At 39.9% G+C, this 25,907-nt stretch carries 25 protein-coding genes, 2 tRNA genes and 1 other RNA gene; 5 read left to right on the forward strand and 23 right to left on the reverse strand.

Annotated elements, in window-relative coordinates:
• Window positions 1-296 precede the first annotated feature (296 nt).
• The gene (locus tag I6E69_RS12865; RefSeq protein WP_197121392.1) at window positions 297-2,060 is read left to right on the forward strand and encodes a lysophospholipid acyltransferase family protein; all 1,764 of its coding nucleotides are present in this window, start codon (window positions 297-299) and stop codon (window positions 2,058-2,060) included.
• A 106-nt stretch (window positions 2,061-2,166) separates the two neighbouring features.
• Here I6E69_RS12865 and I6E69_RS12870 read toward each other — a convergent pair whose 3' ends face one another.
• The 3 genes from I6E69_RS12870 to I6E69_RS12880 all read right to left on the reverse strand — a co-directional run bounded on the left by I6E69_RS12870 (window position 2,167) and on the right by I6E69_RS12880 (window position 3,692).
• A complete protein-coding gene (locus I6E69_RS12870) occupies window positions 2,167-2,871 on the reverse strand; it encodes an NRDE family protein (protein WP_197121393.1) in 705 nt (234 codons plus the stop codon).
• A gap of 1 nt (window position 2,872) precedes the next feature.
• Window positions 2,873-3,406, reverse strand: coding sequence for a DinB family protein (locus I6E69_RS12875; protein ID WP_197121394.1), 534 nt, complete (start codon window positions 3,404-3,406; stop codon window positions 2,873-2,875).
• A gap of 211 nt (window positions 3,407-3,617) precedes the next feature.
• Window positions 3,618-3,692 (reverse strand) — tRNA-Arg (locus I6E69_RS12880).
• Window positions 3,693-3,938: 246 nt separating this feature from the next.
• Between I6E69_RS12880 and I6E69_RS12885 the strand changes: the two genes are divergently transcribed.
• Complete coding sequence (locus I6E69_RS12885) at window positions 3,939-4,121, forward strand: hypothetical protein (protein ID WP_039490259.1); 183 nt, start codon at window positions 3,939-3,941, stop codon at window positions 4,119-4,121.
• A gap of 3 nt (window positions 4,122-4,124) precedes the next feature.
• On the opposite strand, the gene I6E69_RS12890 is transcribed toward I6E69_RS12885, so the two are convergent.
• From I6E69_RS12890 to I6E69_RS12900, 3 genes are all read right to left on the reverse strand, one after another.
• Window positions 4,125-4,931, reverse strand: a complete 807-nt coding sequence (locus tag I6E69_RS12890; protein WP_197121395.1) for a phosphotransferase — start codon at window positions 4,929-4,931, stop codon at window positions 4,125-4,127.
• A 3-nt stretch (window positions 4,932-4,934) separates the two neighbouring features.
• On the reverse strand, window positions 4,935-5,552 hold the full coding sequence (gene pnuC / locus I6E69_RS12895; RefSeq protein WP_002963042.1) for a nicotinamide riboside transporter PnuC: 618 nt from the start codon (window positions 5,550-5,552) through the stop codon (window positions 4,935-4,937).
• Between the two features lie 200 nt (window positions 5,553-5,752).
• A complete protein-coding gene (locus tag I6E69_RS12900) occupies window positions 5,753-6,004 on the reverse strand; it encodes a hypothetical protein (protein ID WP_002963043.1) in 252 nt (83 codons plus the stop codon).
• Between the two features lie 100 nt (window positions 6,005-6,104).
• Between I6E69_RS12900 and I6E69_RS12905 the strand changes: the two genes are divergently transcribed.
• Window positions 6,105-6,344 (forward strand): DUF2960 domain-containing protein, encoded by a 240-nt coding sequence (locus I6E69_RS12905; protein ID WP_002963045.1) that lies wholly within the window; start codon window positions 6,105-6,107, stop codon window positions 6,342-6,344.
• 31 nt (window positions 6,345-6,375) lie between these two features.
• On the opposite strand, the gene alr is transcribed toward I6E69_RS12905, so the two are convergent.
• From alr to rpsF, 9 genes are all read right to left on the reverse strand, one after another.
• Entirely contained in the window at window positions 6,376-7,455 is a 1,080-nt protein-coding gene (gene alr / locus I6E69_RS12910; protein ID WP_197121396.1) for an alanine racemase, read from the reverse strand.
• Window positions 7,455-8,834 carry a replicative DNA helicase gene (gene dnaB / locus I6E69_RS12915; protein WP_002963050.1) on the reverse strand — a complete coding sequence of 460 codons (1,380 nt, stop codon included), beginning with the start codon at window positions 8,832-8,834 and terminating at the stop codon, window positions 7,455-7,457. Before dnaB ends, alr begins: the two co-directional genes overlap by 1 nt.
• A 112-nt stretch (window positions 8,835-8,946) precedes the next feature.
• Window positions 8,947-9,885, reverse strand: coding sequence for a DUF4097 family beta strand repeat-containing protein (locus tag I6E69_RS12920; RefSeq protein ID WP_197121397.1), 939 nt, complete (start codon window positions 9,883-9,885; stop codon window positions 8,947-8,949).
• A 9-nt stretch (window positions 9,886-9,894) separates the two neighbouring features.
• Complete coding sequence (locus tag I6E69_RS12925) at window positions 9,895-10,377, reverse strand: hypothetical protein (RefSeq protein WP_024596807.1); 483 nt, start codon at window positions 10,375-10,377, stop codon at window positions 9,895-9,897.
• Window positions 10,364-10,912: an RNA polymerase sigma factor gene (locus I6E69_RS12930; protein ID WP_039490247.1), complete on the reverse strand. Its 549-nt coding sequence runs from the start codon at window positions 10,910-10,912 to the stop codon at window positions 10,364-10,366. The genes I6E69_RS12925 and I6E69_RS12930 overlap by 14 nt, the downstream gene beginning before the upstream one ends.
• Before the next feature lie 390 nt (window positions 10,913-11,302).
• Window positions 11,303-11,755, reverse strand: coding sequence for a 50S ribosomal protein L9 (rplI, locus tag I6E69_RS12935; protein WP_002962755.1), 453 nt, complete (start codon window positions 11,753-11,755; stop codon window positions 11,303-11,305).
• A 35-nt stretch (window positions 11,756-11,790) separates the two neighbouring features.
• Window positions 11,791-12,018: a 30S ribosomal protein S18 gene (gene rpsR / locus I6E69_RS12940; protein WP_002962753.1), complete on the reverse strand. Its 228-nt coding sequence runs from the start codon at window positions 12,016-12,018 to the stop codon at window positions 11,791-11,793.
• 12 nt (window positions 12,019-12,030) lie between these two features.
• A complete protein-coding gene (priB, locus tag I6E69_RS12945) occupies window positions 12,031-12,348 on the reverse strand; it encodes a primosomal replication protein N (RefSeq protein WP_004588456.1) in 318 nt (105 codons plus the stop codon).
• A gap of 43 nt (window positions 12,349-12,391) precedes the next feature.
• A complete protein-coding gene (gene rpsF, locus I6E69_RS12950; RefSeq protein ID WP_002962750.1) occupies window positions 12,392-12,733 on the reverse strand; it encodes a 30S ribosomal protein S6 in 342 nt (113 codons plus the stop codon).
• Between the two features lie 375 nt (window positions 12,734-13,108).
• On the opposite strand from rpsF, the gene I6E69_RS12955 reads away from it, so the two are divergent.
• On the forward strand, window positions 13,109-14,308 hold the full coding sequence (locus I6E69_RS12955) for an alpha/beta hydrolase-fold protein (protein WP_197121398.1): 1,200 nt from the start codon (window positions 13,109-13,111) through the stop codon (window positions 14,306-14,308).
• Between the two features lie 267 nt (window positions 14,309-14,575).
• On the opposite strand, the gene I6E69_RS12960 is transcribed toward I6E69_RS12955, so the two are convergent.
• From I6E69_RS12960 to I6E69_RS12975, 4 genes are read right to left on the reverse strand one after another with little or no spacing between them, the layout of a single operon-like run.
• Window positions 14,576-15,742, reverse strand: coding sequence for an FAD-dependent monooxygenase (locus tag I6E69_RS12960; RefSeq protein WP_197121399.1), 1,167 nt, complete (start codon window positions 15,740-15,742; stop codon window positions 14,576-14,578).
• Window positions 15,739-16,926 carry a 2-octaprenyl-6-methoxyphenyl hydroxylase gene (gene ubiH, locus I6E69_RS12965; protein ID WP_197121400.1) on the reverse strand — a complete coding sequence of 396 codons (1,188 nt, stop codon included), beginning with the start codon at window positions 16,924-16,926 and terminating at the stop codon, window positions 15,739-15,741. Before ubiH ends, I6E69_RS12960 begins: the two co-directional genes overlap by 4 nt.
• 15 nt (window positions 16,927-16,941) lie before the next feature.
• The gene (pepP, locus tag I6E69_RS12970; protein WP_182671528.1) at window positions 16,942-18,264 is read right to left on the reverse strand and encodes a Xaa-Pro aminopeptidase; all 1,323 of its coding nucleotides are present in this window, start codon (window positions 18,262-18,264) and stop codon (window positions 16,942-16,944) included.
• Between the two features lie 28 nt (window positions 18,265-18,292).
• A complete protein-coding gene (locus tag I6E69_RS12975; protein WP_002962745.1) occupies window positions 18,293-18,856 on the reverse strand; it encodes a UPF0149 family protein in 564 nt (187 codons plus the stop codon).
• 193 nt (window positions 18,857-19,049) lie between these two features.
• Here I6E69_RS12975 and ssrS point away from each other — a divergent pair.
• A non-coding RNA gene (gene ssrS / locus I6E69_RS12980) (6S RNA) lies at window positions 19,050-19,232 on the forward strand.
• A gap of 138 nt (window positions 19,233-19,370) precedes the next feature.
• Here ssrS and I6E69_RS12985 read toward each other — a convergent pair.
• From I6E69_RS12985 to I6E69_RS13000, 4 genes are all read right to left on the reverse strand, one after another.
• Window positions 19,371-22,454 (reverse strand): efflux RND transporter permease subunit, encoded by a 3,084-nt coding sequence (locus I6E69_RS12985; RefSeq protein ID WP_197121401.1) that lies wholly within the window; start codon window positions 22,452-22,454, stop codon window positions 19,371-19,373.
• A complete protein-coding gene (locus I6E69_RS12990) occupies window positions 22,451-23,767 on the reverse strand; it encodes an efflux RND transporter periplasmic adaptor subunit (RefSeq protein ID WP_182692799.1) in 1,317 nt (438 codons plus the stop codon). The genes I6E69_RS12985 and I6E69_RS12990 overlap by 4 nt, the downstream gene beginning before the upstream one ends.
• Complete coding sequence (locus I6E69_RS12995) at window positions 23,757-25,172, reverse strand: TolC family protein (protein WP_182752163.1); 1,416 nt, start codon at window positions 25,170-25,172, stop codon at window positions 23,757-23,759. The genes I6E69_RS12990 and I6E69_RS12995 overlap by 11 nt, the downstream gene beginning before the upstream one ends.
• 484 nt (window positions 25,173-25,656) lie before the next feature.
• Window positions 25,657-25,732, reverse strand: a tRNA-Thr gene (locus I6E69_RS13000).
• Window positions 25,733-25,907: the final 175 nt, after the last annotated feature.

Here is a 25,907-nt window from a genome sequence, read left to right on the forward strand (position 1 = left end):
ATAGCATTAATTAAGCTTAAAAGTCTAGTTTTTGAGTTGTAAGTAGTGATATATAACTACAAAGGATTACTTGCTGTATCACTCTTATTAGCTGTAGTGGGTAACCTTATTTTATGGATAATTAAAACCCTCTTCTATTTTCTTAATAACCTACAGCCACTTAGCACTTAAAAGGCTATTTGAGTATTATTTTTACGCTTTTAAACAAACTTAATTAACCTAATTTGAACATAATGTGGTTTTTCCTCGGTCTAAATATACACAACAGCTATAAAAATTTAAGAGCATCAACGTATATGACAAAATTAAACCACCCCGTATCAAACTTAAGTGTAGCGGCAATAAGCACCGTTTCTCCTTTGAGTCATATACTAAAAATAGCCGCTCCGCTGCTCGATAGCCTATTGGGCATCAATAAGCTGCGTGATATATACCTCTCTAATAATTTATCGGGTTTAGATAAACAAGAGTTTAGTGAAAAGCTGTTAAATGTATTAGGTATTAATGTGCTTGGTGCACAAGGTGTTATTAACAAAATACCAAAGCATGGCCCTTGCATAGTGGTATGTAATCATCCTTATGGCATGATTGAGGGCGTAATTATTGCAAATTTACTCACCCATTATCGTAGCGATACAAAAGTAATGGCTAACGTGGGTTTAAAAATATTTAAAGAAATTAAAGACTATTTTATTTTTGCTAACCCACTAAAACCAAAAGCAGCCATTAATACCAGCGCAATAAAACAGTGTTTTAGTCATGTTAAAAATGATGGCTTACTTGTGGTTTTTCCTGCGGGAAGAGTGTCATTTTTTCAATCAGAAAAACAACGTGTAACTGACGGGCAATGGAATCGCTTAGCCGCTCAACTAGCTTTAAAAACACAAGCCCCTTTATTGCCTGTATTTATTAGCGGTCAGAATAGCTCAACCTTTTATAACTTGGGGCGTGTTTACTACCGATTTAGATTATTAATGCTAATACGCGAATTACTTAAAATTCAAAAAAGCTCTATTAGCTTAAGCGCTGGTAATTTACTTACACCCAAATTATTAAATAAGTTTGAAAAAACTGACGACATAAACGCACTTGCGCGCTTGCAGTGTTACTTAAACGATGAGCGCTTTGTAACGCCTTGGCAAGAGGATAACCAATCAACACAGCTCAAAGCTATTATGCAGGAAGTTGATAAAACAAAAATGAAAAATGAGCTTGCCAACTTGCCAAGCGAGCAGCACTTAGTCGACTTTAAAGGTTACTCAGTTTATTACGGCTACCAAGAGCAAATACCTAATTGCGTTACTGAAATAACACGCCTCAGAGAAATAACCTTTCGTACATTAAACGAAGGAAGTGGCGAGCCATGCGACACAGATAAATTTGATGCGACTTACATGCATTTGTTTATTTTTGATCATAAAAATGAAGAAATTATTGGTGCTTATAGAATTGGACAAACCGATTTATTACAAAAAAATAGCGACGTGAGCGCTCTTTATTTATCGCAAATGTTTAACTTCGAACCTTCTTTTATTAATCAGCAACAGCCGTGCTTAGAAATGGGTCGATCGTTTATAGTTCAAAAACATCAGGGCAGTTACCATGGTTTATTACTGCTATTTAAAGGGATTGGTGCATTTATGGCGCAAAATCCACGCTATAGGACTTTATATGGCACGGTTTCATTAAGTAAACTTTATGACCCTCGTTCTGTTGCAATTATTGACCATGCAATGGTTAATAATAAACAAGGTGTTAGCGCCAATACGCCTTTTAATAATAAGCTCCACCCAGAGTTTGAAGACTTTATTAATGACCACACGTTAAACATAGGCCATGTATCAGCATTGGTTATGGGAATAGAAGAAGATAAAAAAGACATACCGATTTTATTAAAGCAATACCATAAGCTAGGCGCTCAATTTCATTGCATGGGCATTGATAGCAACTTTAATCACACGCCAGGATTACTTTTAAGTGTGCACCTACCAAGTGCGCCTGAAAAGCTACTTAAGCTCTACCTTGGTGATAAAAAGGATGATTATATAAATCACTCATAATTTTTACCTGCTGTATTAATATAGCAGGTAAAAATTGAGCAAAAAAAGTCGACGCTATTAATTGCGTCGACTTTTTTAGTTATGTAACAGCTATAAAAATTTTTAGTTAAGCTGCAGCCACTTTTAAACAACCAATGCTACTAATGAGCTGAGACTGCTTATCAAAATAATTAAAACGTATAGTGTTACCAACTTTAATATGGCTAATACTGACCGTCATTGCATCTTCTCTTAGCATGTTTACGCCATATTGCCCTTGTTCGGCTTTACTGTAATGAAATGCTAAAAACTGCTCACTTTCAGGATGTCTTAAATCAATAAGTTGCTTAAATTGTTGTTTACGCTTTTGTGTCACCGTTTCAAGCTCAACACCTGATGACGTAGCAAGTGGTTCAACTTGGCAGTGGATTAACTGCTTTGCATCCCACCTAACAAAAACCACGTTATTGTTATTTATCGATAGCCCATCCGGAAAAATACACAATTTAAAAGGCGCGTAGCCCGATAAATCCATGTTTTGTAATTGGTACAATGCAGGAGCTTTATTGCTCAGTAAATAAGGGATTAACAGACCTCTACTATGCTTTACCGCAGTTATATCAAATACACTTTGGTAATCGTTTAATAATGCGAGTGTTTGCCCAAAATGCGATACCCCAAGCCAAGTACCTCCTCCTTGCGGATCAATGGGGAAAATTGCATTGCCCTGGTGCTTACTTGGAGCGATTGCCGTTTCTCGTGTTTTTTGCTCATCGCGATTAAAAAATAGCTCGTAGCCATCATCCGTTAAAAAGTAGCTTAACGTGCACATTTTAATTTTGCATCGATTTTGGTTGTGCTGGCTGGCTATTTTCTCTTAAAAAAGTAGCTGTACTTGGTGCTAAACCAAAGCTTGGATCGAGCTGCGACTTTTGAGCAAAAGAAATTTGTGAAATCATCGCGTAATGGTGCACAGCGTGACTGCCTACAAAAATAAGCTCTCGCGCAAGTGATGTTGTTACTGTTTGTACATTTTTGCTTTTAATCGAAACTTCACTTGAAAGTGATAACGGTTTATTAAAATCATCTGGACTTAGCTGTTCAATCCACGTTGTTATTTCTGCAATTTTTTTTATTGCAGCAGTTGGAGAGTTTTCAATATCTCCTCCTCTTAAGCGGTAATCATAATCTACTTTTTGCGTGCTAAAGCCAGTCATTAAAGATTGATAATGATCGATAATATGTCGCATATGAGCTCCTGCCGAGCTAATAAAGTTAGGAGTAATGACTTGGGAATAGTCCTCTTTAGTTACACCTTCAAGATAAGCGTGTCCTTGAGCTAGTATCTCTAATTGACTATTTAACATTGAATCGGTCTTCCTCATTTATCACTAAATCTTATATGCAAATAATTACAACATGATTTTTGGATGCTAATTTTGCATTGTATAAATAACTAGAAAGCTGTTTTTAAAATTAACTTTCAAAGTTTTTGCAGTAAATGCATTTTTAAATACAAGAGTAATTAATAAGAAGCTAGGTAATATAGAGAGGATAATTAATACATATAAAAGCAAATGGCGCTCTCGGTAGGGATCGAACCTACAACTCAGCCTCCGGAGGGCCACGTGATATCCATTTCACCACGAGAGCACATTTGTTGCCGCCACACCAACTCGCGATATCAGTGCTTTAGCACCCGCAATGATAAAGAGATCTTTAAATAAATACCAGTAAGATCAGCTTATATGCTTATTAATTAAACTCTTTTAAATAAAACACTTCACAAAGGCTTAAAAACACGCTATTTATTCTTATTAGATAAGAAACAGTAACGGTTTAGCAACATTAAAATTATGATTGTCGCTGTGAGGATTAGTTTAATACGAGGAAATAATGATGAGTTTAATGTCTACTGAGCAAGTCGCTGAGTTTTTAGGTGTAAAAGTAGAGCGTGTAAAACGTCTCTCTAGAGAAAGTTTATTAATTGCTAAATCTGAAGACGAGAATGGCGAACCTCAATTTGATGCGGCCGAAGTAACAAAGTACAAAGAGCTCGCTGAACGCTTTGGTGGTTTGTAACTTTTATAAAAAAGTATTAGTAACAAGTTTATTTAGCTGCGCACGTAACATTATAGATTTACTAGTTATGCTGCGCTCCTCATACCAAGCAATACATAACACCAAAAAAAACAGCTTATAGTAATTTAGCTTATCTATTGATGGGTAAAACGTGCTTGTTTTATCAACGCTATTTTTATAGTTGTTTAACAGCGCTTTTTTACTTTGCTCATTAAGGTTAAAACTCACTGCAAGGGCTGCCAAATCAAAATATACATCGTTAGTTTGCGCGTACTCAAAATCAATTAAATACATGCCCGAAGCATTTACAATAATGTTATCTTTTACCAAATCGTTATGACAAAAGCCTTCATCAAATTGCATGGCTGCAACTGCTTTGAGTGCCCGTTCTATTTGAGGTTTATATTGCGTATATACGCCGGTGCTTTGATAAAAATGCAGCTCTTTAGCTATATCCATTGGCGCAGTAGACGCTTTGTAATTGTGCACTTGAGCAAGTTTATTAATAAAGCTAAGCGTTATATCCGATTGCGCTGTATTACCTTCAATATAATTAAATACCGCACGGCTATTCTTTTTATCGAGCCAAACAGGCGCAGGACATATATTAAGCTCACTTAAAAAACGCTGTGCTTCAAGCCCTATGGCTGGCCAATGGCTTTTATAACACTTTAATAAATACCCTTGTTGTTTGGTACGTATTAAAAAATTATCGTTACTAAAACCATTAAGTAGTCGCTCGCTTGAAATAACGCTCGTAGGCTCTATAAACGCCCTACACATTTTTACTAACTGATTATGCTCAATCATTAATTAAAGCTGAGCTAGCGGCTTAGCTTGGCTTTGTTCGTACTCTTCGTACCAAGTTTTAAAGCCCCACGCTGCCATAATGGTATAAAATATAAAGAGCGCAAGCGTTGGGTAATAGCCTTTTTCATAATATAAATACATGGAAGCGGCATCTATTACAATCCAGTACAGCCAGTTTTCGAGGACTTTTTTAGCAACTAAGTAGGTAGTTACTACGGCAAAACACGTTGTAAAACTATCAAGATAAGCAAAATCGGCATGCGTATAGTTTTGCATAACGTAACCAATTGTAATTGCAGCTACGGTTGTTAAACTAATTAAAACAGCATGACGGTTTATCGACCAAGATGTAATATTTAAATTTTCAGCTTTGCCTTTTCTCCATACAACCCATCCAAACACAGCCATATACATATAATAAAAATTAAGTAACGACTCCATGAGCAATGCGCCATTCCAGTACATAATTGTATAAATGAGCGTGCTAAAAAATGCCGCCGGCCAACACCATAAGCTTTCCTTTATTGCCAATAATAAGTACGCCATCGACAATCCTACCGCAATGTATTCCCAATGCGACATTGCTGTAAAACCGCTTAAGGTTTGTGTTAAAAAGTCCATATTATGCAATCACCGTTTAGTTGCGCCATTTGTTATACCAATCTGCTTATATACGGGGTCTATTTAACGTTAAGAAAATCAAGCTAGAACTAGGCAAAAATTTTTGTATCTAGTTGTTCTAAATAAAAAATTTTAACGACGTTATAGTGCAATTTAATTCGTTAAATTGATCAAAGATTTATGCAGGTTGGTATTATAGATTATTCAGGCGATAAGTCGCCAGAGAGAAACTTACATACAAAAATAGCTTTACCAAATTCTTCATATGAGCGCTTAATTTCGGTATTTAACACCTGCATTACTAAATCATAATCACCAAAAATTTGCGTTGATAGCGTATTAGTAATCACTTTTAAATTTTCGTATTCGTTTAAGCGGTCAATAAAGCCTTTAATAAACGGAATGTAATCTTGGTGAAGTGGATATTTACTGATCTCTACTGATAATTTCATTTTAAACTCTACTTTTTAATTATTTGATTTAAACAAATCATTCAATGCCAGTTCAATACAGTGTAAAATTATACTAACACTCAATTTAACTGAGCTTATTATGGCACGCAGAATAACGTATACATTTAAAAACCAACCGCGCGAAATTAACTTCGCAAAAGATAAATACCACGACATGTATCAAGCTATTGCTGCTGCCGAGGGTATTGATTTAACAAATTACTTAAACATGGTACGCCAAATAGAAATGACCTCAAAAGGGTCTGCTTCTGTTCGTAACTTTCGCGACCAAGAATTTGCCCGTATGGGCTTTAGCGACATTTACTTTATAAAAGAGTAATTATACCCAATTGGTATACGCTAAAAACTAACTATGGCTGATACTCATAACTTACGCGTGGTGTAATATTACATAATAGCTCGTAAGGAATAGTATCAGCGCACAGTGCTATTTCTTCAACTGGAAGCTCAGGGCCCCACATAGTGACTCTGTCGCCAACTTTAATATTATGCTCATTAGCGCCTATATCAACGCTGATCATGTCCATAGCTACGCTTCCTACAATACCATAACGCTGCTCACCAATTATTACCGGTGTCCCCTCTTTAGCATGCCGAGGATAACCATCGCCATAACCCATAGCTACAACAGCTAACTTGGTTGGTTTATCGCTTTTCCAACGACCACCATACCCAACAGCCTCATTAGCAGGCACATCTCGTACTGCAATTACGCGCGTAGTTAAGCGCATAACTGGTTTTAATTTGTGTTGCTGCCCAATACCATTTGCCATTGGCGATACACCATATAACATAAGCCCAGGACGTACCCAATCGCCATGACCGCTCGGCCAGGCAATAATACCAGCCGAATTTGATAAACAATGCGCTTGGTCAATGCCATTCACTAAATTATCAAACAACGTAATTTGTTGAACCGTTTTAGCATTATCAACGTCATCAGCACACGAAAAGTGGGTCATTAAATTAACGGTATTTTTAGCGTTAGGTGTTTTTTGCAAGCGGTTATAAAACGCTTCAAACTGCTCTGGCGCAATACCTAATCGGTGCATACCTGTATTTACTTTTAACCAGCATGTTATTGGTGCATCTAGCTTTGCTTTTTCAAGCGCCGCTAATTGGTACTCATCGTGAATAATAGTTTGAAAATTGTTGGCGAGCAGAATCGGTAAGTCGGCTTTGTTAAAAAAGCCTTCTAGTAAAACAATTGGTTTTGTTAAGCCCCCAGCTCGAAGGGCAAGCCCTTCATCTATACGTGCCACAGCAAATGCGTCAGCATTATTTAAATGCTGCGCAATCGTTACTAAACCATGCCCGTAAGCATTTGCTTTTAGCACCGCCATTACTTTGCTGTTAGGTGCAAAGCACTTAACTTGCGCTAAATTATGCGCAAGTGCAGCTAAATTAATTTCAGCAGTGGCTAAGCGCATTAGTAATCGTCATCTACCGCTGGTCCCGCGTAATTATCAAAGCGAGAAAATTGACCTTGGAATGTTAAACGCACTTTACCAATTGGGCCGTTACGTTGTTTACCTATGATGATTTCGGCAATACCTTTATCAGTACTGTCTTCGTTGTAAACTTCGTCACGGTAAATAAACATGATTAAATCGGCATCCTGCTCTATCGACCCTGACTCACGTAAATCTGAGTTAATTGGGCGTTTATCGGCACGTTGCTCTAGCGTACGGTTTAGCTGCGAAAGCGCAACAACCGGACATTTTAGCTCTTTTGCTAGTGATTTAAGTGAACGCGAAATTTCAGCAATTTCAAGCGTTCGGTTATCAGCAAGGCTAGGTACGCGCATTAGCTGCAAGTAATCGACCATGATCATACTAATGCCGCCGTGGTCACGCGCAATACGACGTGCACGAGAGCGAACATCGGTAGGTGTTAAGCCCGAGGCATCATCAACATACATTTTGCCTTTTTCCATCAACAAGCCCATTGTTGATGAAAGTCGCGCCCAATCGTCATCATCTAACTGACCTGTACGTACCTTAGTTTGGTTAATACGGCCAAGAGACGCTAACATCCTCATCATAATTTGTTCTGAAGGCATCTCTAGCGAGTAAATTAGCACGGGTTTGTCTTGAGTCATTGCGGCATGTTCTGCAAGGTTCATCGCAAAGGTGGTTTTACCCATTGAAGGACGCGCTGCCACAATAATTAAGTCAGACGGCTGCAGGCCCGTCGTCATTTTATCAAGATCGGCATAACCTGTACTTACACCCGTTACACCATCTTGTGGCGATTGATAAAGCTCTTCTATTTTATCAACTGTTTTTTCGAGTATGTTATGAATACTTTGCGGGCCTTCCGTACTTTTTGTACGTTGCTCGGCAATTTTAAATACTTTGCTTTCGGCAAAATCGAGTAGGTCGTGACTAGTACGCCCTTCGGTATTAAAACCCGCTTCGGCTATTTCATTTGCCACGCCAATCATTTCACGTACCACAGCACGCTCACGTACAATGTTTGCGTAGGCATCAATGTTGGCTGCACTTGGGGTATTTTTAGCAATTTCGGCTAAGTAAGCAAAACCACCAATGCCTGCAAGTTTATTATTTTTTTCTAAACTTTCAGAAATAGTGATTAAATCTATCGGATCGCCAATCTCAGCAAGTGCCGTCATCGCCTCAAAAATTAACTTGTGCGTGCGGGTATAAAAATCCTGTGATACAACAAGCTCAGCTACGCGGTCAAAAGCTTGGTTATCAAGCATTAAGCCACCTAAAACAGATTGTTCAGCTTCTATTGAATGGGGAGGAACTTTAAGAGTATCGACTTGCTTATCTGGTTTGGCCATAACTTCACAGTAGTAAAATTGAATGGCTCTATTCTATCGACTTGCAGGGGCTGTGCAAATAGAAAAGCAGGAAATCTTTCCTGCTTTTTGTAATCGTGATGGGGAATGAGTGTTATTTGGTACGAAGCTCTATTCGTCCACTTATGGTATCCATTTCGACATTTGCATTACCGCCATTAATACTAAACTCTAAATCACTGGCTGGGCCATATTTAGCTTTACTGACTTTGTCACTACTGACTTTGTTAATGATTTTACCGTTAGCATGGGCTTTAATTTCAAACTTTGCTGATACACTTTGTGGGAAATAAAAGTCGGCATCACCACTTACTGATTCAAAACGTACATCACCGCCTTTTAAAAGCTCGTTAATCTGTACTTCTGCTTCGCCATTGACCGTATTAATACGTAGGTTTTTAATAGCCGATAGCGTAAATTCTATATCGCCATTTACGTTTTCAAGGCGTACATCATTAGCGCTTGAAGTTGATTTAATATCACCATTAACAGCGCTAAAACGCAGCTTACCACTTGATTGCCTATCGTTAATTTCACCATTTACGGTTTCAAACTGAATATTCCCGTTTAAGTTCTCAGCGTTCACATCACCATTTACAGTGGTGAGCTTAATGTTGCCAGTAATATCATCTACCGTAATTTCGCCGTTAACCACATCAACTTCTGCGCCGTTTTTAAGCTCTTTTGCAGTCACCGATACATTTACGCCAGCAAACTCTAAACTACTGCTTTTAGGCATAAATATAGTTAGGTTTGAGCCGTCACCACTATTGCCCCAATTTGATTTACGGGGCATTTTTACAATAAACTGTGTTTTATCACCACTTGTTTTAAGCTCATAACCCTGTGCTTTATCATCAAGCTCGCCAGATACTTTAAATTCGTTTTTATCCCAGCCTGTAATATGTATATCACCGCGTTGGTTTTCAATAAAAATAGTGCCGCCACTTGGTACGTCTATTTGCTTATCTATTTTTTCACCCGCAAATGCCGCCAGTGGAAATAAGCTCAGTCCTAATAAAATCGCTTTCATATCGTACTCCTAAATGTGCTGCCAACGTGGCGCGTGCACCTTGTTAATTAAATCAAGTTGTTGTTGATATATTTGCGCTAACATTGTCAGTAGCGCTTGGTTTTGTGGTTCGTTTTCAAGAGCTTGCTTTATTGCTTGCTCAGCTTCTTCAAGTTCTTGTAGTTGCGTTTGCCAGTTAGTGGTTAATGCTTCTTTATTTTCGTATTCAACTAACAAACTATTTTTTTGAGCCGAAAAGTAATCACTTATAGCCACTACGGGCTGTGGTTCAGGTGCTATAACAAATATATTAACAGCAATTAAAGCAGCCACAGTACACGCTGCTATTGCCGTTAGTTTTGGCCAAATAATAGTGCTATTTGGGTTCTGCTTATTATTAACAATTGCTCGCTCAATCCCCGCCCATAAATCTTTTTGTGGCGTAATTTCTTTATCAAGCGTGTTTAATGACTTGTTTAAGTAGTCGTTAAAGTTTGGTTTACTCATTTTCATACCACTCTTGTAATAACTGCCTAGCACGATGATATTGTGACTTACTTGAACCAACAGCCATACCTAATTGCTCCGCGATTTCCTCGTGCCTGTAACCTTCAATAGCAAATAATACAAATACCATACGTGCGCGCTCAGGAAGCCTTACTATTAACTTATCGAGGCCATTTAAGCCTTTGCAGTCGTTAGCTGATTGCTCATCCATACCGCTGTGTTCAATACTTACTACTTTTTGTAACCAGTTTTTTTGCTTGCGCAGGTAACTTATCGCTACATTACTGGCAACACTATATAGCCAAGTAGAAAACTGCGAACGCCCATCAAACAATGCTATTTTATGCCATACCTGTACAAATACCTCTTGGGCGGCGTCTTCGGCGTGTGCTTGGTCTGCTAATAAGCGTAAACATAAACCGTATACTCGTTTTATATGTAACTCATAAAGCGTTGTGTATGCGCCTTGATCACCCGATTTAACTCGCTCAATGAGTGCAGCTTCGCACAAAGGCGCTGGTTCGGGTTTAACGTGTAACATCCGTGATGCCGCCTTTTAATTATTATCGTTGAGTTGCTATTTAAGTGTATTGATAAGTTAGACGTAATGACAGTTCGAAAAGGTTTAAAAGGAATGGAAAAATAATTGAATAAAAAAGGGGCTTATACGAGGCTTTATACCAATTCGCTTAATTAAGTGATCTATTTTGAGGATGGAAAAACGTGTTGATAGCTAGACAAAAAATTCGCTATTTAGTTGTTCTAAATGAGAATTTTTTAACACAGGTAGCGACACGTTTAGCCCCGCAAAATGATTAAGTATTATTGCGGATTGGTATTATTAAACTGTGCCCTCAACTAATGAAGTTAGCCAAATTATAGGCACAAAAAAGCCGTGCTAATAGCACGGCTTTTTTAGCTTAATTAAAAATTAAGCTTCAGCGATTACGATTACTTTGATAGTAGCCGTTACGTCTGAGTGAACTGAAATTGATACGTCAAATTCACCAGTCTCACGGATAGTACCTAGAGGCAAACGAACTTCTGACTTAGCAACTTCAACACCAACAGCTGAGATAGCGTCAGCGATGTCACGAGTACCGATTGAACCGAATAACTTACCTTCGTCACCAGCTTTAGATACTAATGTAACTTCTGCTAATGCTTCTAGTTTTTCAGCGCGTGCTTGTGCAGCAACTAACTGTTCAGCGATTTTCGCTTCAAGTTCTGCACGACGAGCGTCAAACGTTTCAATGTTAGCTTTAGTCGCAGGAACTGCCTTACCTTGCGGGAAAAGGAAGTTACGTGCGAAACCAGATTTAACTACAACCTGTTCACCTAGGCTACCTAGGTTAGCGATCTTATCTAGTAGAATAACTTGCATGTTTCTACACCTTTTAAAAACTGTTAATCCGCTGCTTACTTATGTAAGTCAGTGTATGGAAGAAGGGCTAAGTAGCGAGCACGCTTAATAGCAGTTGCTAGCTGGCGCTGGTATTTAGCGCTAGTACCTGTGATACGGCTAGGTACGATTTTGCCACTTTCTGTAACATAGTTTCTAAGAGTAGCTAGATCTTTGTAATCGATTTGTTGTACGCCTTCCGCTTTAAAGCGGCAGAACTTACGACGTCTGAAATAACGTGCCATGAGATTAATTCCTCAAATAATTCTTTCTATATGCTGAGCATGCAAAACCAATTGGCTAAGGCCGTTACGACCTTCGTGGCGATTTAAAAAACCACTCACTTGCAATGCCTGCCCAACGTGCAAATGTTGAGTCTGTTGTTGCATTTGCTTTCCACTGGCAACTACCTGAAGCCTCACATAACTATTACGGTTAAGGTCTGCTTCGGTTTGCATTGATTTATGTTCTACAACAAAAATACAATGCGGGATGCCAGCAGGGCTTTGGCTAAACTTGGGAGTTTTACAAACTACCCCAGATATAACCAGCTGATTCATATATGGGCTAACCATTATAATAACTGCTGACTACATGCCATGCTAGGACTCAAAACAATTAAGCAGCTGGTGCTTCTTTCTTCTCTTCTCTTGCAAGAGGAGACGCTTCAGTTACAGCATTTTTAGTACGCATAACTAAGTTACGAAGCACTGCATCGTTGTAGCGGAAAGTAGTTTCTAGCTCGCTGATTACTTCAGTAGGTGCTTCAACGTTCATAAGAACATAATGAGCTTTATGAAGCTTGTTGATTGGGTAAGCCAGTTGACGGCGGCCCCAGTCTTCAAGACGGTGGATAGTACCACCAGCTTCAGTGATAGAACCAGTATAACGTTCGATCATACCAGTTACTTGCTCACTCTGATCAGGGTGAACCATGAATACGATTTCGTAATGACGCATGGATATTCCTTACGGTTAATAGAGCCTTCTACCGTTTCGGCCGGTCGGTTTAAGGCAAGGAATTAATAGTTTAAAAGCCGAAATGAGCGCGCATTTTACGCTTAGACGGATAATTAAGCAAGCAGGTTTTTTAAGCTTTTATAGATAAGAGTTTAAAGGCAATTATTGCGAGCTTCGCTCATCCCGTTAGCAAGCCGTAGGCCTAAAGGAAAAGCTAAACTCGCAGTTTAATATTTATCATATACGCCAAGCTTGCGCGCGTAAAAAGCGCAGCTTTGAATTACTTAAGTCTAACACCTGCCTCAAAATATAAGTATTTACTCAAACTTAAAGCCGTGCAATTATTAAGCAATACATTATTAAATAAGGATATTTATGAAGCTCTTACTATCGCTTGTATTAATACTTACTTTTAGTACACCATTTTTAAGCCACGCAAAAACCAATACAACTGACATAACCGTTGGTAAAAAAGTCATTCTGCAATCAAAAATACTTAACGAAGACAGACCCATTAAAATTTTCATACCTGACACTGTAAAAGATGACCAACCGCTTTATGTTATTTATTTACTTGATGGTGTTGAGCACTTTCATACGGCGTCTGGGGTTATAAAATCCTTAGTTGATTACGAGCAGATACCTAACGCAATGCTCGTTGGTATTGATACAACTAACCGTGTTCGCGATTATTTACCAAAAGTAGAAGGTGAACCTAAAACAGAGTTTCAAACTTTTGTTAAAAACAAATGGCCTGAAGCTGGGCAAACTGACGAGTTTTTAAAGTTTGTTTCTGACGAACTTATGCCATACATAAATTCTAACTACTCAACTAACGGCTACAACACCTTAATTGGCCACTCTAATGCAGGTACTTTAGCGCTTTATACTTTAGTTAATCAGCCTGAGTTATTTAATAACTATATAGCTATAAGCCCAAACAGTTGGTGGAGTGATGAAGAATTAAAAAATAATATTATAAAATACACTAAAAATCCTAAAGGCGGTCAATCGTTATTTATTAGTGTAGCAAGTGAAGGGTCACGCTTTTATACAGGTGTATTAAATACTTTGGTAAATTTAGAACAACAAATGCCAACACAGCTAAAATGGGAATATAAGCATTACCCTACTTTTAGTCATATGGGCACCATACTACCAGCCCTTAGCGATAGCCTAATTCACTTATTTGGCGACCTAATTTTTAGCGTTACTGACGAGCACGGAAGATTTGCTGATGTATCGCTTATTACAGGTTACTACCAAGCACTGAGTGATAAATATGGGTTTGAGCTTAAAATTCCACAAGATGTATACGTAGAATTTGCTCATAGCCAGCAAAAATTTGGTAACACAGCTAAAGCTATTACCACGCTTAAACACTTTACTACCCATTACCCAAATACTGCCTATTCTCACATGCGTTTATCGCAAGGCTATACTGCAAATAAGCAGTTCAAAGAGGCCGTCACTAGTATGAAATACGCATTAGAACTTGCTAAGCAAAACTCGCGAGATCCGATGTTAGTTGATGCACTCAAAGATATGGTGAATGAAGCACAAAAGAATTTGTAACTGATTTAACGCAAAGCACTTTTTAGCTAACGATAGTAATTACGAGCTACGCTCGTCGCGTCAGCAAGCTAAACGTCTACAGGTAAAATTAAGCTCAGTGTTAAACTTTGCATGTAGACGCTGAGCTTGCTCGCGTAAAAAGCGCAGCTTTTAATATATTTAAAACCACCATAAAACAAAACCGATGCTTAAATTAAACATCGGTTTTTTATTAAAAGCGAATAACTAACCGCTTTTCTCGTGGGGTTTTGTTTCATTCAACCTACATCACTTTCCTATCGCTTCTTTGGCGAACAGGTGTTTTATTGGGCCTAAATTATCAACGAGTGACAGCCCTACTCCGCGAATAAGTTTTTTAACCGGGTTTGCACCTTCAAATAACTCTTTTAGCCCTTGCATCATGGCTATGTGCTTTTGCGCATCGAGCTTACGGGTACGTTCGTAATCGCGCAGTGTACGAGTGCTTGCAAATTCTTTATTATTACTTGTTAAAAGCTCAATTAAATAAGCGGCGTCTTTTAGGCCTAGGTTCATACCAAGCCCTGCAAGTGGATGGATTGTATGTGCAGCGTCGCCAATGAGTACCACTTTGCCTGAAACCCATTGCTGAGCGTAGCGCATTTTAAGTGGGAAAGCTGCGCGCGCACTTTGCACTTCACATAGCCCGCATTGGCCATCTATTGCAGCCATAACAGCTTTATTAAAGGCACTGTCGTCCATTGCAAGCAGCTCATCGCAGTGGTTTGGGCTGGTAGACCATACTATTGAATGCGTATTTGCATCGCTCAGTGGTAAAAATGCCAGCGGCCCGGTTGGTAAAAACACTTGGCGTGCGGTGTTTTCGTGCGGCTCTTTGGTTTTTACGGTTGCGACTAGCGCATGGTGATCGTAATCTTTAAAGCTAAGCGCCATATTAAATTGTTTACGTATAGCTGAGTTTGCCCCATCAGCGGCCACCAGCAGTTTTGCAATAATTGGCTCGCCGCTTTTAAGCGTTATAAATACGTCGGACTCACTTTGGTGTATTTGCTGATACTGCGTATCAAACATTAGCGTAGCGCTTGGTTGTTGCTCTAGCTCTTTTATAAGCGCGTAGCGGATAATGTCGTTTTCAACAATGTGGCCTAAATGCTCAAGCTCAAGTTGTTCATTATTAAACGCTATTTTGCCAAAACTGTCGGCATCACGTACGTCCATATGCGTATAAGCGCACGCTCGCTGTGCGATAATTTCTGGCCATACATTTAATTGCTCAAGCAAGGTTTGACTTGCAATGCTTAGCGCACTTACGCGCAAACCATATTCGTCAGTTGGCAACACTTGTGTTGGTGCGCCGTCGAGTACAACGACGCTTATATCGGCTTTTGCCAATCCAAGTGCTAGTGTTAGCCCTACGCAGCCACCACCTACAATACAAACCTGTGCTTGCTTCATAAACGCCTACCTTGTTTAACTTGCCCCATTAACTGTTTGGCTAATGGCGCTTTTAATGCGGGAAATAAATCCATCGAAAACAACCCAATACTGCGCCCCAATGCGAGCACTCGCGATGAGTTTGAAAAAAGCCTAACAAGTGCATCGGTTAAGCTCATTACGGTTTTTATATCATCACTGCGCTTTTTTGAATATTCACGTGTAAACGCATAGCTGCCTAAACCGTGTTGGCTGTTTGCTATTAAATTACTAAGTACTTGCACGTCGCGAAGGCCTAAATTAAAACCTTGTCCTGCAATAGGATGAATAGCATGTGCGGCATTACCAATAACCACTGTACGGTGCGCAGTCAAAGACTCGACTTGCCCGTAAACGAGCGGGTAACTCGTGCGCATGCCTACTTTAGTAAATTGCCCACCGCGATAACCAAACGCACTTTGTAGGGCACTTATAAAGTCTTGTTCATTAAGTGCCATGTGCTGTTCAACCTGATCTTGGCTCATACACCACACCAACGAATAACGGTTATTGCTCATGGGTAATAACGCCATAGGCCCGCTTTGTGTAAAACGCTCAAAGGCATGATTATTATGCCCACCAGCCACTTCTACATTAGCAATAATTGCGCCTTGTTCATAAGGCTGGGTATTAAAACCAAGCCCAAGTAAATTACGTGTGGGTGATTGTGCACCATCAGCAATAACCAATAGCGCTGCGCTTAATTGCTCGCCGCTTTGCAGGGTAAGTGTATTGCTATGCAGAGTTTGCTCAATGGCAATTACGCTATCGGGGCACAAAAGCGTAATATTTGATTGCGTTAAACGCAGGTGGAGCGCTCGGCCAAAAGGGTTAACTTCTACTACGTAACCAAGTGAAGGCTTAGCAAATTCGTCGCAATTAATGTGCGCTTTGCCAAAGTGCCCTCTATCAGACACGCTCACTTTTTTGATTGCGACGGTGTAAGGGGCATTTTGTTCAAATAAATTGAGGCTTTGTAAATACTCTACCGATTGCTGAGCAAGTGCAATGCTTCTGTCGTCAAAGCTTGGGTGGTAGTCGCCGGTAACTTGATTAGCTTCTACAACGGCAATATTTAACGCCGGATTAGTTTTAGCCACACTTAACGCGCAGCTTGCTCCCGCTAAACCACCGCCAATAACAACTACATCAAACTGCTTAGCCACTTTACTCTCCGAGCTTTATACGTTTTTAGCACTTTGCATAAGTGCTTCTATATCGCTAATTTTTTTAGGCACGCTTAGGGTCAAGTTTTCATGGCCTGTTTCGGTAACTAGCAAGTTATCTTCGATACGAATACCAATGCCTTTGTATTTTTGCGGTGCGCTTGAGTCTTCGCTGATATAAAGCCCAGGCTCTATGGTGAGTACCATACCGGGCTCAAATGCACGCTCAACGTTATTTACTTTGTAATCGCCAACATCATGTACATCTAAACCAAGCCAATGCCCAAGCCCGTGCATGTAATATTCTTTACATGCACCTTTTGCCATTAGCTCGTCAAAGTCGCCGGTTAAAATACCTAAATCAAGTAAACCTTGAGTCATTACTTCCATTGCTAGTTTATTAGCATGCGACATGTAACCACCTGGTTTTACTTCATCAAAGGCAACTTCTTGCGCTTTAAGTACAATATTGTAAAGCGCGGCTTGCTCTTCGCTAAATTGTCCATTTACAGGGAAGGTACGTGTAATATCGGCGGCGTAACCTTGTAGTTCACAACCGGAGTCTATAAGTACCAGGTCGCCATTTTTTAATACGTCGCTATTTTGCGTGTAATGTAAAATATTGGCGTTATCGCCACTGCCAACAATTGTGCCGTATGCAGGGTGCGGCGCACCATTCATGGCATAATGATGATGCAGCTCTGCCTCTAGCTGAAATTCAGTAGCTCCGGCATGTGAAAAACGCATAGCGCGCATGTGCCCTCGCGCGCTAATTTCACAGCCTTCACGCATAACATTTACTTCGCTTGGCGATTTAAACAAACGCATTTCATGAATAAGGCCGCGTATTTCTTTTAAAGTACTCGGTGCTTTGAGGCCTTTTCGCGCACCACTTCTAAGTGTACCTAGTAACGTAAACACTTTGGTATCAAATGAAGGATAAGCACCTTGTGCAAAATAAATCGCATCTTTTTCATTTAGTATATCGAGTAGCTTATCGTTTAATTCACTTAGTGGGTAAGCTTCATCAAACAAGTAGTCACTTTTAGCTTTATCAAAGCCAACTCTGCGGCCATGCCAAATTTCTGCAAGCTTGTCTTTATCTAGGCAAAATAAAGTACTGGGTGCATCGCTGTTGTTACATAGTACAAGTACAGCGTCGGGTTCGTTAAAGCCTGTTAAATAGAAAAAGTCGCTATCTTGTCTAAATGCATATTCGGTATCGCGGCTACGCGTCACTTCGCTCGCAGCGGGAATAATAGCAACGCTATTTTTATCCATTTGCGCAAGTAAACGCTCACGGCGTGCTTTAAATTCTGACTTTTGTACTTCAACCATTATTAACCAACCCGTTTAACTTTTTAAACTAATGAAGTGTTTTTTTAGTACTTTGCGTGTTTTGCTCTTTACCAAGCTCTGCAAAACAAAGTAGTGCTGATACGCGCACATATTCAATCACTTCGTGCAGCGCTTGGCTGTCTTCTTCGGTTTCTTCAAAAGTGGTATCTAGGCGAGTGATTTCGCTAAAGTCAGTAATAACCTCTTTAACATCGCTTGATAACTTACCGTAATCTTTTTGCTTTAAGCCAAAACCAAGCATAAAGCCTGCTACCCATGATACGAGGCCATTAGCCTGATCGATGAGTGTTTCGTCATCGTTTGGTAAAAATAAATCAAACTGAAATTCGTCATCATTAAAGCTCGCAACTACTTGCTTATAAATAGTGCCAAAAAACTGCTTTAAATCGTTACTAAATGATTCACCATCGTTAAACACATCGCTCAAAAGGCCTAAGTATTCTTTGTCGTCAATGGTTAAACCACACGCTAGTAAACCACTAATTACACCATGCGCTTCGGCAGGTGATACAAATATTTCGTTTTTTTCTAAAAGCAGTTGAGCTTTTTCGTAATCGGGTAAATCGTTCATAATCGAATCTTCGCTTTGCAAGTTAAGGCAATGCTACCACTCGATAAAAAGCAACTCCAATTAATTGTATGATCAAGCTCAAAAACCATGCGATAAAGTAAATGGCGAGTTAAAGGTGCGGGAAAACTAAGCGAACGGTTTAATTTTTTACGTTTAGGGTTTAAGGATTGGATTATGTCTTATATACTTAAATTGTTCCCTGGGGTACCGGAGCTTGGTTAAGTCCCTGAGCCGATAAATTTTATACCAGGATTTCTGTTCGTCTACTATTGTGCAAGCTCGGCATGTACCGAGAAGCCTACGGTAAACCGCAGATTTCCGCCCTGAAACCTTCTGGTTTCAGGACTGAAACCGGGTACCGTATCTTGGGGAACACCTTCTTATTTTTATACTCCCTCTTATTACTTATTCATTTTTTTGTTATACCTTCGTACATTATTTTTATAATTTTTGGCAAAAAAAAAGCTGCAAGCAATTTCTTACTTACAGCTAAATTTTAAATGCTTACGCTTATTTACTTAAACCAACCTTGAAAGCGCTCCATCATCATGTAGTTTATTGGCACTAACAATAAAGTAATAAAGGTCGCAAAAATAATCCCAAACCCTAGACTTACCGCCATGGGTATTAAAAACTGCGCCTGAGTTGCTTTTTCAAATAATAACGGCATTAAGCCAATAAAGGTCGTTAAACTTGTTAGCATTACAGGGCGAAAACGCGATGCACCGGCAAGTTTAACTGCATCTAGTAATTTGCCGCCTTCACTGCGCTTTTTATTGATAAAATCAACTAGTACCAGGGAGTCATTTACTACCACCCCAGTTAGGGCGAGCATACCAAGCAAGCTCATAATGGTTAAATCCATGCCCATAATCCAATGCCCGACTACAGCACCTATCATGCCAAATGGAATTACACTCATTACTATAATTGGCTGTAAGTAAGACTTAAGCGGTATCGCTAATAGCGCATAAATTATGAAAAATACAAACACAAGTGCCCAAGCCAATGACCCAAACGACTCTCGCTGCTCTTTAGCCTCACCTTCTAGTTTGTAATCTACTCCAGGATATTGCTGCATTAACCCATCTAAATACTCCGTTAGGTCAGCCTGCAGTATGGTCATGTTGGTATTATTTTTTTCGATATCGGCTGTTACGTTTAATGTGCGGTAACGGTCTATTCGATTAATAGTTGATGGACTTTGCCCAGCAGTAAGTGTTGCCACGTGCGATAAAGGCACTGAGCCTCCATCAGGCGTATTTATAAGTATATTTTGTAAATCGGCTACAGAGCGGCGCTCATCTATAGGTAAGCGTACCATTACACGTACGTCATCCCTGCCTCGCTGAATACGTTGTGCTTGCGAGCCAAAAAACGAGTTACGTACTTGTCCTGCTACATTGACTCTATTTAAGCCCAGCGCTAAACCTTGTTGCGTAAGCTCTATTTGTAACTCTTCTTTACCGTCGGACATACTATCGGCAATATCAAATACCGTTGGATAGGTCGATAAACGGGTTTTAATGTGATCAGCCACGTCTTGTAAAATAGTCAACGAAGTGCCGCTAAGCTGAACATCAATGGGGTCTGAACTTCGGCCAATTTCGGCTCTAAACGTTAAACTTTCGGCGCCTGGTATGACACCAATTAAATCGCGCCATTCGCTGGCAAGTTCTCGTGATCCTATGTCTGATTCACGCTTTTCAGCCGGTGTTATTTCAAAGCGTACAGAGCCTGAATTAGATACACCACCACGCCCGCCTGTTGTGGCTAATATATTTAAAATAACGCTTTCGCCAGTATCTGGGTCGCGGTATTTTTCTTGTAATTGCTGCGCCTTTTGCGACATATCAATTACGTATTTATTAGTGACTTCAAACGGCGTACCTGTTGGTAGTGTTAAGTTAACGCGGACTGTTTCGCTTGGTATACGCGGGAAAAATACAAACTTAGTCCAACCGCTAGTGATCATGGTTAAAATTATTATAAACACACCAACAAACAAACTTACCGAAGCCAATTTATGGCGCAGTGCTAAATTTAAAGTGGGTTGATAGTATTTTAAAATCGCGTTTTCAAATCCATCTGCAAAACGCTGTTGAATAACATCAAACTTTGAAGGTTCGCCTTTTTCGTGGCGTAGTTTTATATATTTTAAATGTGCTGGTAGTACAAATTTAGATTCAATCAATGAAAACAATAATACCGGAATAACCACTACCGGTATTTGTGCAAACAAAGCACCGCGCGCCCCTTCAATAAAGGCCAAAGGTAAAAAGGCGGCAACGGTAGTTAATACACCAAATGTTACTGGTGTTGCGACTTCTTGAGTACCTAAAATTGCGGCCTGCTCCCCCGACTTAGCTGTTTTTAAATGGGTATAGACATTTTCGCCAGTAACTATGGCGTCATCAACAACAATCCCAAGTACTAATATAAAGCCAAATAAGCTCATAATATTAAGGGTTACGCCAAAAATAGGCATCGCTATAAACGCCCCCATAAACGAAACCGGAATACCAATAAATACCCAAAATGCAATTGCAGGGCGTAAAAACAAAGTAAGTAAAGCAAGTACTAAAATACCGCCTTGTAGGGCATTGGTCGTTAGTGTGGCAATTCGACTTTTAACCAGCTCCGAATCATCATCCCAGTAACTTAGTTCAAACCCTTGTGGAAGGGAGCTTTGTTGCTCTTTTATGTAATTTTTAACTTCGTCAGCAACAGTAATCGCACTTTGTGGACCAATTCGATATACGTCGATAAATGCAGCCTGCTTACCATTAAAGCGAGTACGTACTGGGGTTTCTTCAAAATCGTCTTTAATTATTGCAATATCGCCTAAACGAATAATCGTGCCGTCAGCTTGGTTTTTAACAACAATATTGGCAAATTCATCTTTACGATATGCTTGCCCTTTAGAGCTTATAAGTACGTCCCCACCTTCAGTTTTTAAGTTACCAGCAGAAATATCAGAGCTTGAATTAGCAATGGCACTCGATATTTGTGCAAGGCTTAAATCGTATTGACGAAGAACGTCTTGGCTTACTTCAATGGCAATTTCGTAATCACGAACACCACTTAGCTCTACCTGCGTCACATTTGGTAAACGTAGAATTTGATCGCGTACTGTTTCTGCGTATTCACGGGTTTCTTTTTCGCCGTAATCACTTGATACGGTAACCGCGATAACTTCGCGAATTCGCTCCGCAAGCGCGACTATTGGCTTTTCAGCATCGGCTGGAAAGGTGTTAATTGCATCTACACGACTTTTAATATCAGCTAAAAGCTCACGCGGGTCGTAGCCCGTTTCAACTTCAATTGTTACAGAGCCTGAGCCTTCAGAAGAGCGGCTAAATATTTGCTTAATACCTTCTAAATCTTGTACGGCTTCTTCTATACGAATTGTTACGCCTTGCTCTACATCCTCTGGTGTTGATCCACGCAAACTTACGTTCACGCTTATCATGTCGGTTTCGAATGAAGGGAATACTTCAAGCGGTATTTTAGTCGATAAACTAAAAAGCCCCGACAGCAGCAACGTTACTAGCAATAAATTAGCAGCAACATGGTTTTTGGCAAACCAAGCTATCATGGCTTATCTCCTTGCTTTGCTGGACGGCGTTTTTTTAACTCTTCAACACTAATACCAAGCTCTTTTGCTTTTTGTTCAAGCTGCTCTGGAGTCGGACGCTTTCCTTTACCTTGCCCATTCACTCCACGGCTTTTAGGTTGATCTGCGCTTTGTTCACCTAAAATACTTACTTGAGTTCCTGAACTTACTTGGCCAAGTGGAGTAATAACAAGCTTATCATTTGCGTTTAAACCGGTTTTTATCATCGCCTGAGTCGCATTTTGCCAAGCTAGTGTGATGTCTTTGCGCTTAAGTACGCCACCTTCAACAATGTAAACGTACGTTCCTTGATAAATTGTACTGTTAGGAATTATAAGTGCGTTAGATACTGTTCTGCCGGTAATTTGCGCTTTTATATACTGCCCAATTTTTATTGGGTACTGGTTATTTGCTGTTGCTTTATACGGGTCATTAATTTTAGCAACTACATAAAGCTGCTGTGCGCCTTCATCTATAGCACCTTCTGTGCGTGCTAATTGCCCTTGCCACGTTTGCTCACCTACTAAGTCAGAAGTAAATTTAACAATTGAACCCGCTTGGTTTTTAGCACCATCGCGATACTGCTCTGGTAAATTTACAAATGGGAGATCTTTATTTTTAATTGGTAAGCGAATCTCAACGCTATCGATTGCGTAAATGGTAGCTAACTGTGTGTTGTTAGTAACAACTTGCCCTAAATCAACACTGCGGCTAAGTATACGCCCCGCATATGGCGCCGTTACTTTAGTGCGCTCTAAATCAAGCATCGCTTTTTCAAGTGCTGCCTGCGCCGACAAAACCTCAGCTTCAGCGGCTGCTAGTTGTGGCTCACGTAGTACTAAACTGCTTGCTTGATTTGAGCCGCCAAGGCGTTTCCAATCGGTAATAGCTTGTTGCCCACGCGCCTTCTCTTCTAGCAAACCTTGCTCTGCTGTTAATAAATTGGCTTGAGCAGATTTAACTTCAGCCTGATGATCTCTGTCGTCTAGTTTTAAAAGTACATCGCCTTTTTCAAAAAAACCGCCTTCTCTAAAGTCATCACTTACTTCAATTATTTGCCCAGATGCCTGAGCCACTAACAAACTTTGTGTACGTGGTTTTACCGTACCGTAGCTGTCTATCATAACTTGATAATTTTGTGGTTTTAGCTCAAGCGCAGCCACACTTATTGATGCCTTCGGAGGTGTCCCAAAGCGTTTAGCCTCTGGTGGATTCCCCTTAATAAACATAACAATTAAAATTGTGGCAACAATAACCACCGCTGGAATAATAATTTTTGCTGTTTTAGTTTTCATCGTTATTGCTCTTTAGTTCACTTGAGGGCTTTGCAAAATCACCACCAAGGGCAATGTGTAGGTTAATTCTATTGGCTATTAATTGATTTTTAATATCGATTAAGGAGCTTTGCGCATCGAAAGAGCGATCTTGGGCATCAAGCACTGTCGTGTAAGTTACCAAGCCACTTTGATACTGCTCAAACGACAATTGCTCTGCAGCAAGTGCGTTTTCTTGTGCCTCTAACGTGCTTGTATATTGAGCTTTGAGGGACTGCTGCTGCGAAATTGCATTTTCAACATCGCCAAACGCGTCATAAAGCGTTTGTAAATAAAGCTGCTCTTGCTTTTGAGTATTAAGACGCGCTATTTCTTCGTTGGCTTTTAAGCGCCCACCTTCAAAAAGTGGCGCTGAAATACTACCTAACAAAGACCATGCAAGGCTTGATGGAGAAAACAAGTCGCTTACTCTGTCTGTACTATCACTTAATGAAGCTGTTAAATCTAAACTTGGAAAGCGTTGTTTGTGCGCATATGCCAATGATGCGTCGGCTGCTAAAAGCTCATACCAACTTGCACGTAGAGTAGGTTTTCGCGTTATAAGCTCAGAAGGTAATCCTAGAGGAATATCGGTATTAATAACAGGTAAGTCACTACTAGCAGTAATAGCGCCTTTTGGGTATTCACCAAGTAAACGCTCAAGTACACGTGCTGATGCCGATAAACTCGCTGTTTGAGTGGCAATGCGAGAGCGTTCATTATTAAGCTCATTACGCGCTAAATACACATCGAGCGCTTCGTTTATGCCTTGGCGATAGCCAGCTTCAATAATATCGAGATTTTGTTGTGAGTTGGCTTCGCGACGCTTAAATAAATCCAGTAATTGCTGCGCCGTAACCACATCAAACCAACCTGTTACCACATCAGCAACAAGTTGCTGTTTAGCTTGCTCAAACCGTGCCTGCTGAGCTAAATAGTTAAGATTAGCTTCGCGCTTGGCGTCAGAGAGCTTACCCCATAAATCAACCTCGTAAGTTAAATTTAAACTAGCTGAGCTTGCGTTGTCGTAACTTACAGGGCGGTTGTCTTTACTACGGCTTGTACGTGTTGATAAATCGAGGCTTGGCCAAAGTGCAGCGCCCGAGACTATAAGTTGCTGCTTTTGAATTTCAACATCATAACTCGTTTGCAAAAGCTGTTGGTTATTTTTAAGTGCTTGTTGTACAAATTTATTAAGCGTAGGATTTTGTAATTGTGTAAGCCATTGCTCTTGTACTTTTAATACTGAGCTTGATGCTTCTTGCTGCCATTGCTGAGGCATATTATTAGGGACTTGCATGCGCTGAGACGAGTTTAAATCACTCGCACAGCCGCTGAGCAGCATCACACTAATTGCCAGTAGGGTTGGCTTGCATTGCCAGATCATAATTAAACCTAAATTACTGCTATTTATGAACGTAATTCAAGCACTTTGGCAAATTTTGCTCAACTTACTTTACATAACATTACATAGCTAGCGATGAATTAACATAATAGCCAGTTATACGGTAAAAATGAGTAAATGATCAGCAATTTTTAATACTAAAATTAACTTTTTGTAGTGTGTTTAAGAGATTAACTATACAAAAACAAAAAAGCCCCGCTATAAGCGAGGCTTTTGAATAAATGGTGCCGACTAACAAAGTCGAGCGGATAACTTATACAGACTACTGATTACAAGTCAGTTGCTTCAAGTTACCTAAAATAAATGGTGCCGACTAACAAAGTCGAGCGGGTAACTTATACAGACTACTGATTACAAGTCAGTTGCTTTAAGTTACCTAAATAAATGGTGCCGACTAACCGAGTCGAGCGGGTAACTTATACAGACTACTGATTACAAGTCAGTTGCTTTAAGTTACCTAAATAAATGGTGCCGACTAACCGAGTCGAACGGTTGACCTACTGATTACAAGTCAGTTGCTCTACCAGCTGAGCTAAGTCGGCACACAAAACTGTGTGCTAAGGCACGTTCAATTTTAAAGATTGAGAACTTTTATAAAGCACTTAAAATAAAAAAACCTTGCATAAGCAAGGCTTTTCAATAAATGGTGCCTCGACGCGGAATCGAACCACGGACACGAGGATTTTCAATCCTCTGCTCTACCGACTGAGCTATCGA

The organism is Pseudoalteromonas sp. NZS100 (assembly GCF_015864815.1).
Lineage (GTDB): Bacteria > Pseudomonadota > Gammaproteobacteria > Enterobacterales > Alteromonadaceae > Pseudoalteromonas > Pseudoalteromonas distincta.

Bases quoted from the DNA above. Each gene is read 5' to 3' on its own strand.
- I6E69_RS12865 (WP_197121392.1), top strand. From the start codon at position 297: ATGACAAAATTAAACCACCCCGTATCAAACTTAAGTGTAGCGGCAATA.
- I6E69_RS12870 (WP_197121393.1), bottom strand. From the start codon at position 2,871: ATGTGCACGTTAAGCTACTTTTTAACGGATGATGGCTACGAGCTATTT.
- I6E69_RS12875 (WP_197121394.1), bottom strand. From the start codon at position 3,406: ATGTTAAATAGTCAATTAGAGATACTAGCTCAAGGACACGCTTATCTT.
- I6E69_RS12885 (WP_039490259.1), top strand. From the start codon at position 3,939: ATGAGTTTAATGTCTACTGAGCAAGTCGCTGAGTTTTTAGGTGTAAAA.
- I6E69_RS12890 (WP_197121395.1), bottom strand. From the start codon at position 4,931: ATGATTGAGCATAATCAGTTAGTAAAAATGTGTAGGGCGTTTATAGAG.
- pnuC (WP_002963042.1), bottom strand. From the start codon at position 5,552: ATGGACTTTTTAACACAAACCTTAAGCGGTTTTACAGCAATGTCGCAT.
- I6E69_RS12900 (WP_002963043.1), bottom strand. From the start codon at position 6,004: ATGAAATTATCAGTAGAGATCAGTAAATATCCACTTCACCAAGATTAC.
- I6E69_RS12905 (WP_002963045.1), top strand. From the start codon at position 6,105: ATGGCACGCAGAATAACGTATACATTTAAAAACCAACCGCGCGAAATT.
- alr (WP_197121396.1), bottom strand. From the start codon at position 7,455: ATGCGCTTAGCCACTGCTGAAATTAATTTAGCTGCACTTGCGCATAAT.
- dnaB (WP_002963050.1), bottom strand. From the start codon at position 8,834: ATGGCCAAACCAGATAAGCAAGTCGATACTCTTAAAGTTCCTCCCCAT.
- I6E69_RS12920 (WP_197121397.1), bottom strand. From the start codon at position 9,885: ATGAAAGCGATTTTATTAGGACTGAGCTTATTTCCACTGGCGGCATTT.
- I6E69_RS12925 (WP_024596807.1), bottom strand. From the start codon at position 10,377: ATGAAAATGAGTAAACCAAACTTTAACGACTACTTAAACAAGTCATTA.
- I6E69_RS12930 (WP_039490247.1), bottom strand. From the start codon at position 10,912: ATGTTACACGTTAAACCCGAACCAGCGCCTTTGTGCGAAGCTGCACTC.
- rplI (WP_002962755.1), bottom strand. From the start codon at position 11,755: ATGCAAGTTATTCTACTAGATAAGATCGCTAACCTAGGTAGCCTAGGT.
- rpsR (WP_002962753.1), bottom strand. From the start codon at position 12,018: ATGGCACGTTATTTCAGACGTCGTAAGTTCTGCCGCTTTAAAGCGGAA.
- priB (WP_004588456.1), bottom strand. From the start codon at position 12,348: ATGGTTAGCCCATATATGAATCAGCTGGTTATATCTGGGGTAGTTTGT.
- rpsF (WP_002962750.1), bottom strand. From the start codon at position 12,733: ATGCGTCATTACGAAATCGTATTCATGGTTCACCCTGATCAGAGTGAG.
- I6E69_RS12955 (WP_197121398.1), top strand. From the start codon at position 13,109: ATGAAGCTCTTACTATCGCTTGTATTAATACTTACTTTTAGTACACCA.
- I6E69_RS12960 (WP_197121399.1), bottom strand. From the start codon at position 15,742: ATGAAGCAAGCACAGGTTTGTATTGTAGGTGGTGGCTGCGTAGGGCTA.
- pepP (WP_182671528.1), bottom strand. From the start codon at position 18,264: ATGGTTGAAGTACAAAAGTCAGAATTTAAAGCACGCCGTGAGCGTTTA.
- I6E69_RS12975 (WP_002962745.1), bottom strand. From the start codon at position 18,856: ATGAACGATTTACCCGATTACGAAAAAGCTCAACTGCTTTTAGAAAAA.
- I6E69_RS12985 (WP_197121401.1), bottom strand. From the start codon at position 22,454: ATGATAGCTTGGTTTGCCAAAAACCATGTTGCTGCTAATTTATTGCTA.
- I6E69_RS12990 (WP_182692799.1), bottom strand. From the start codon at position 23,767: ATGAAAACTAAAACAGCAAAAATTATTATTCCAGCGGTGGTTATTGTT.
- I6E69_RS12995 (WP_182752163.1), bottom strand. From the start codon at position 25,172: ATGATCTGGCAATGCAAGCCAACCCTACTGGCAATTAGTGTGATGCTG.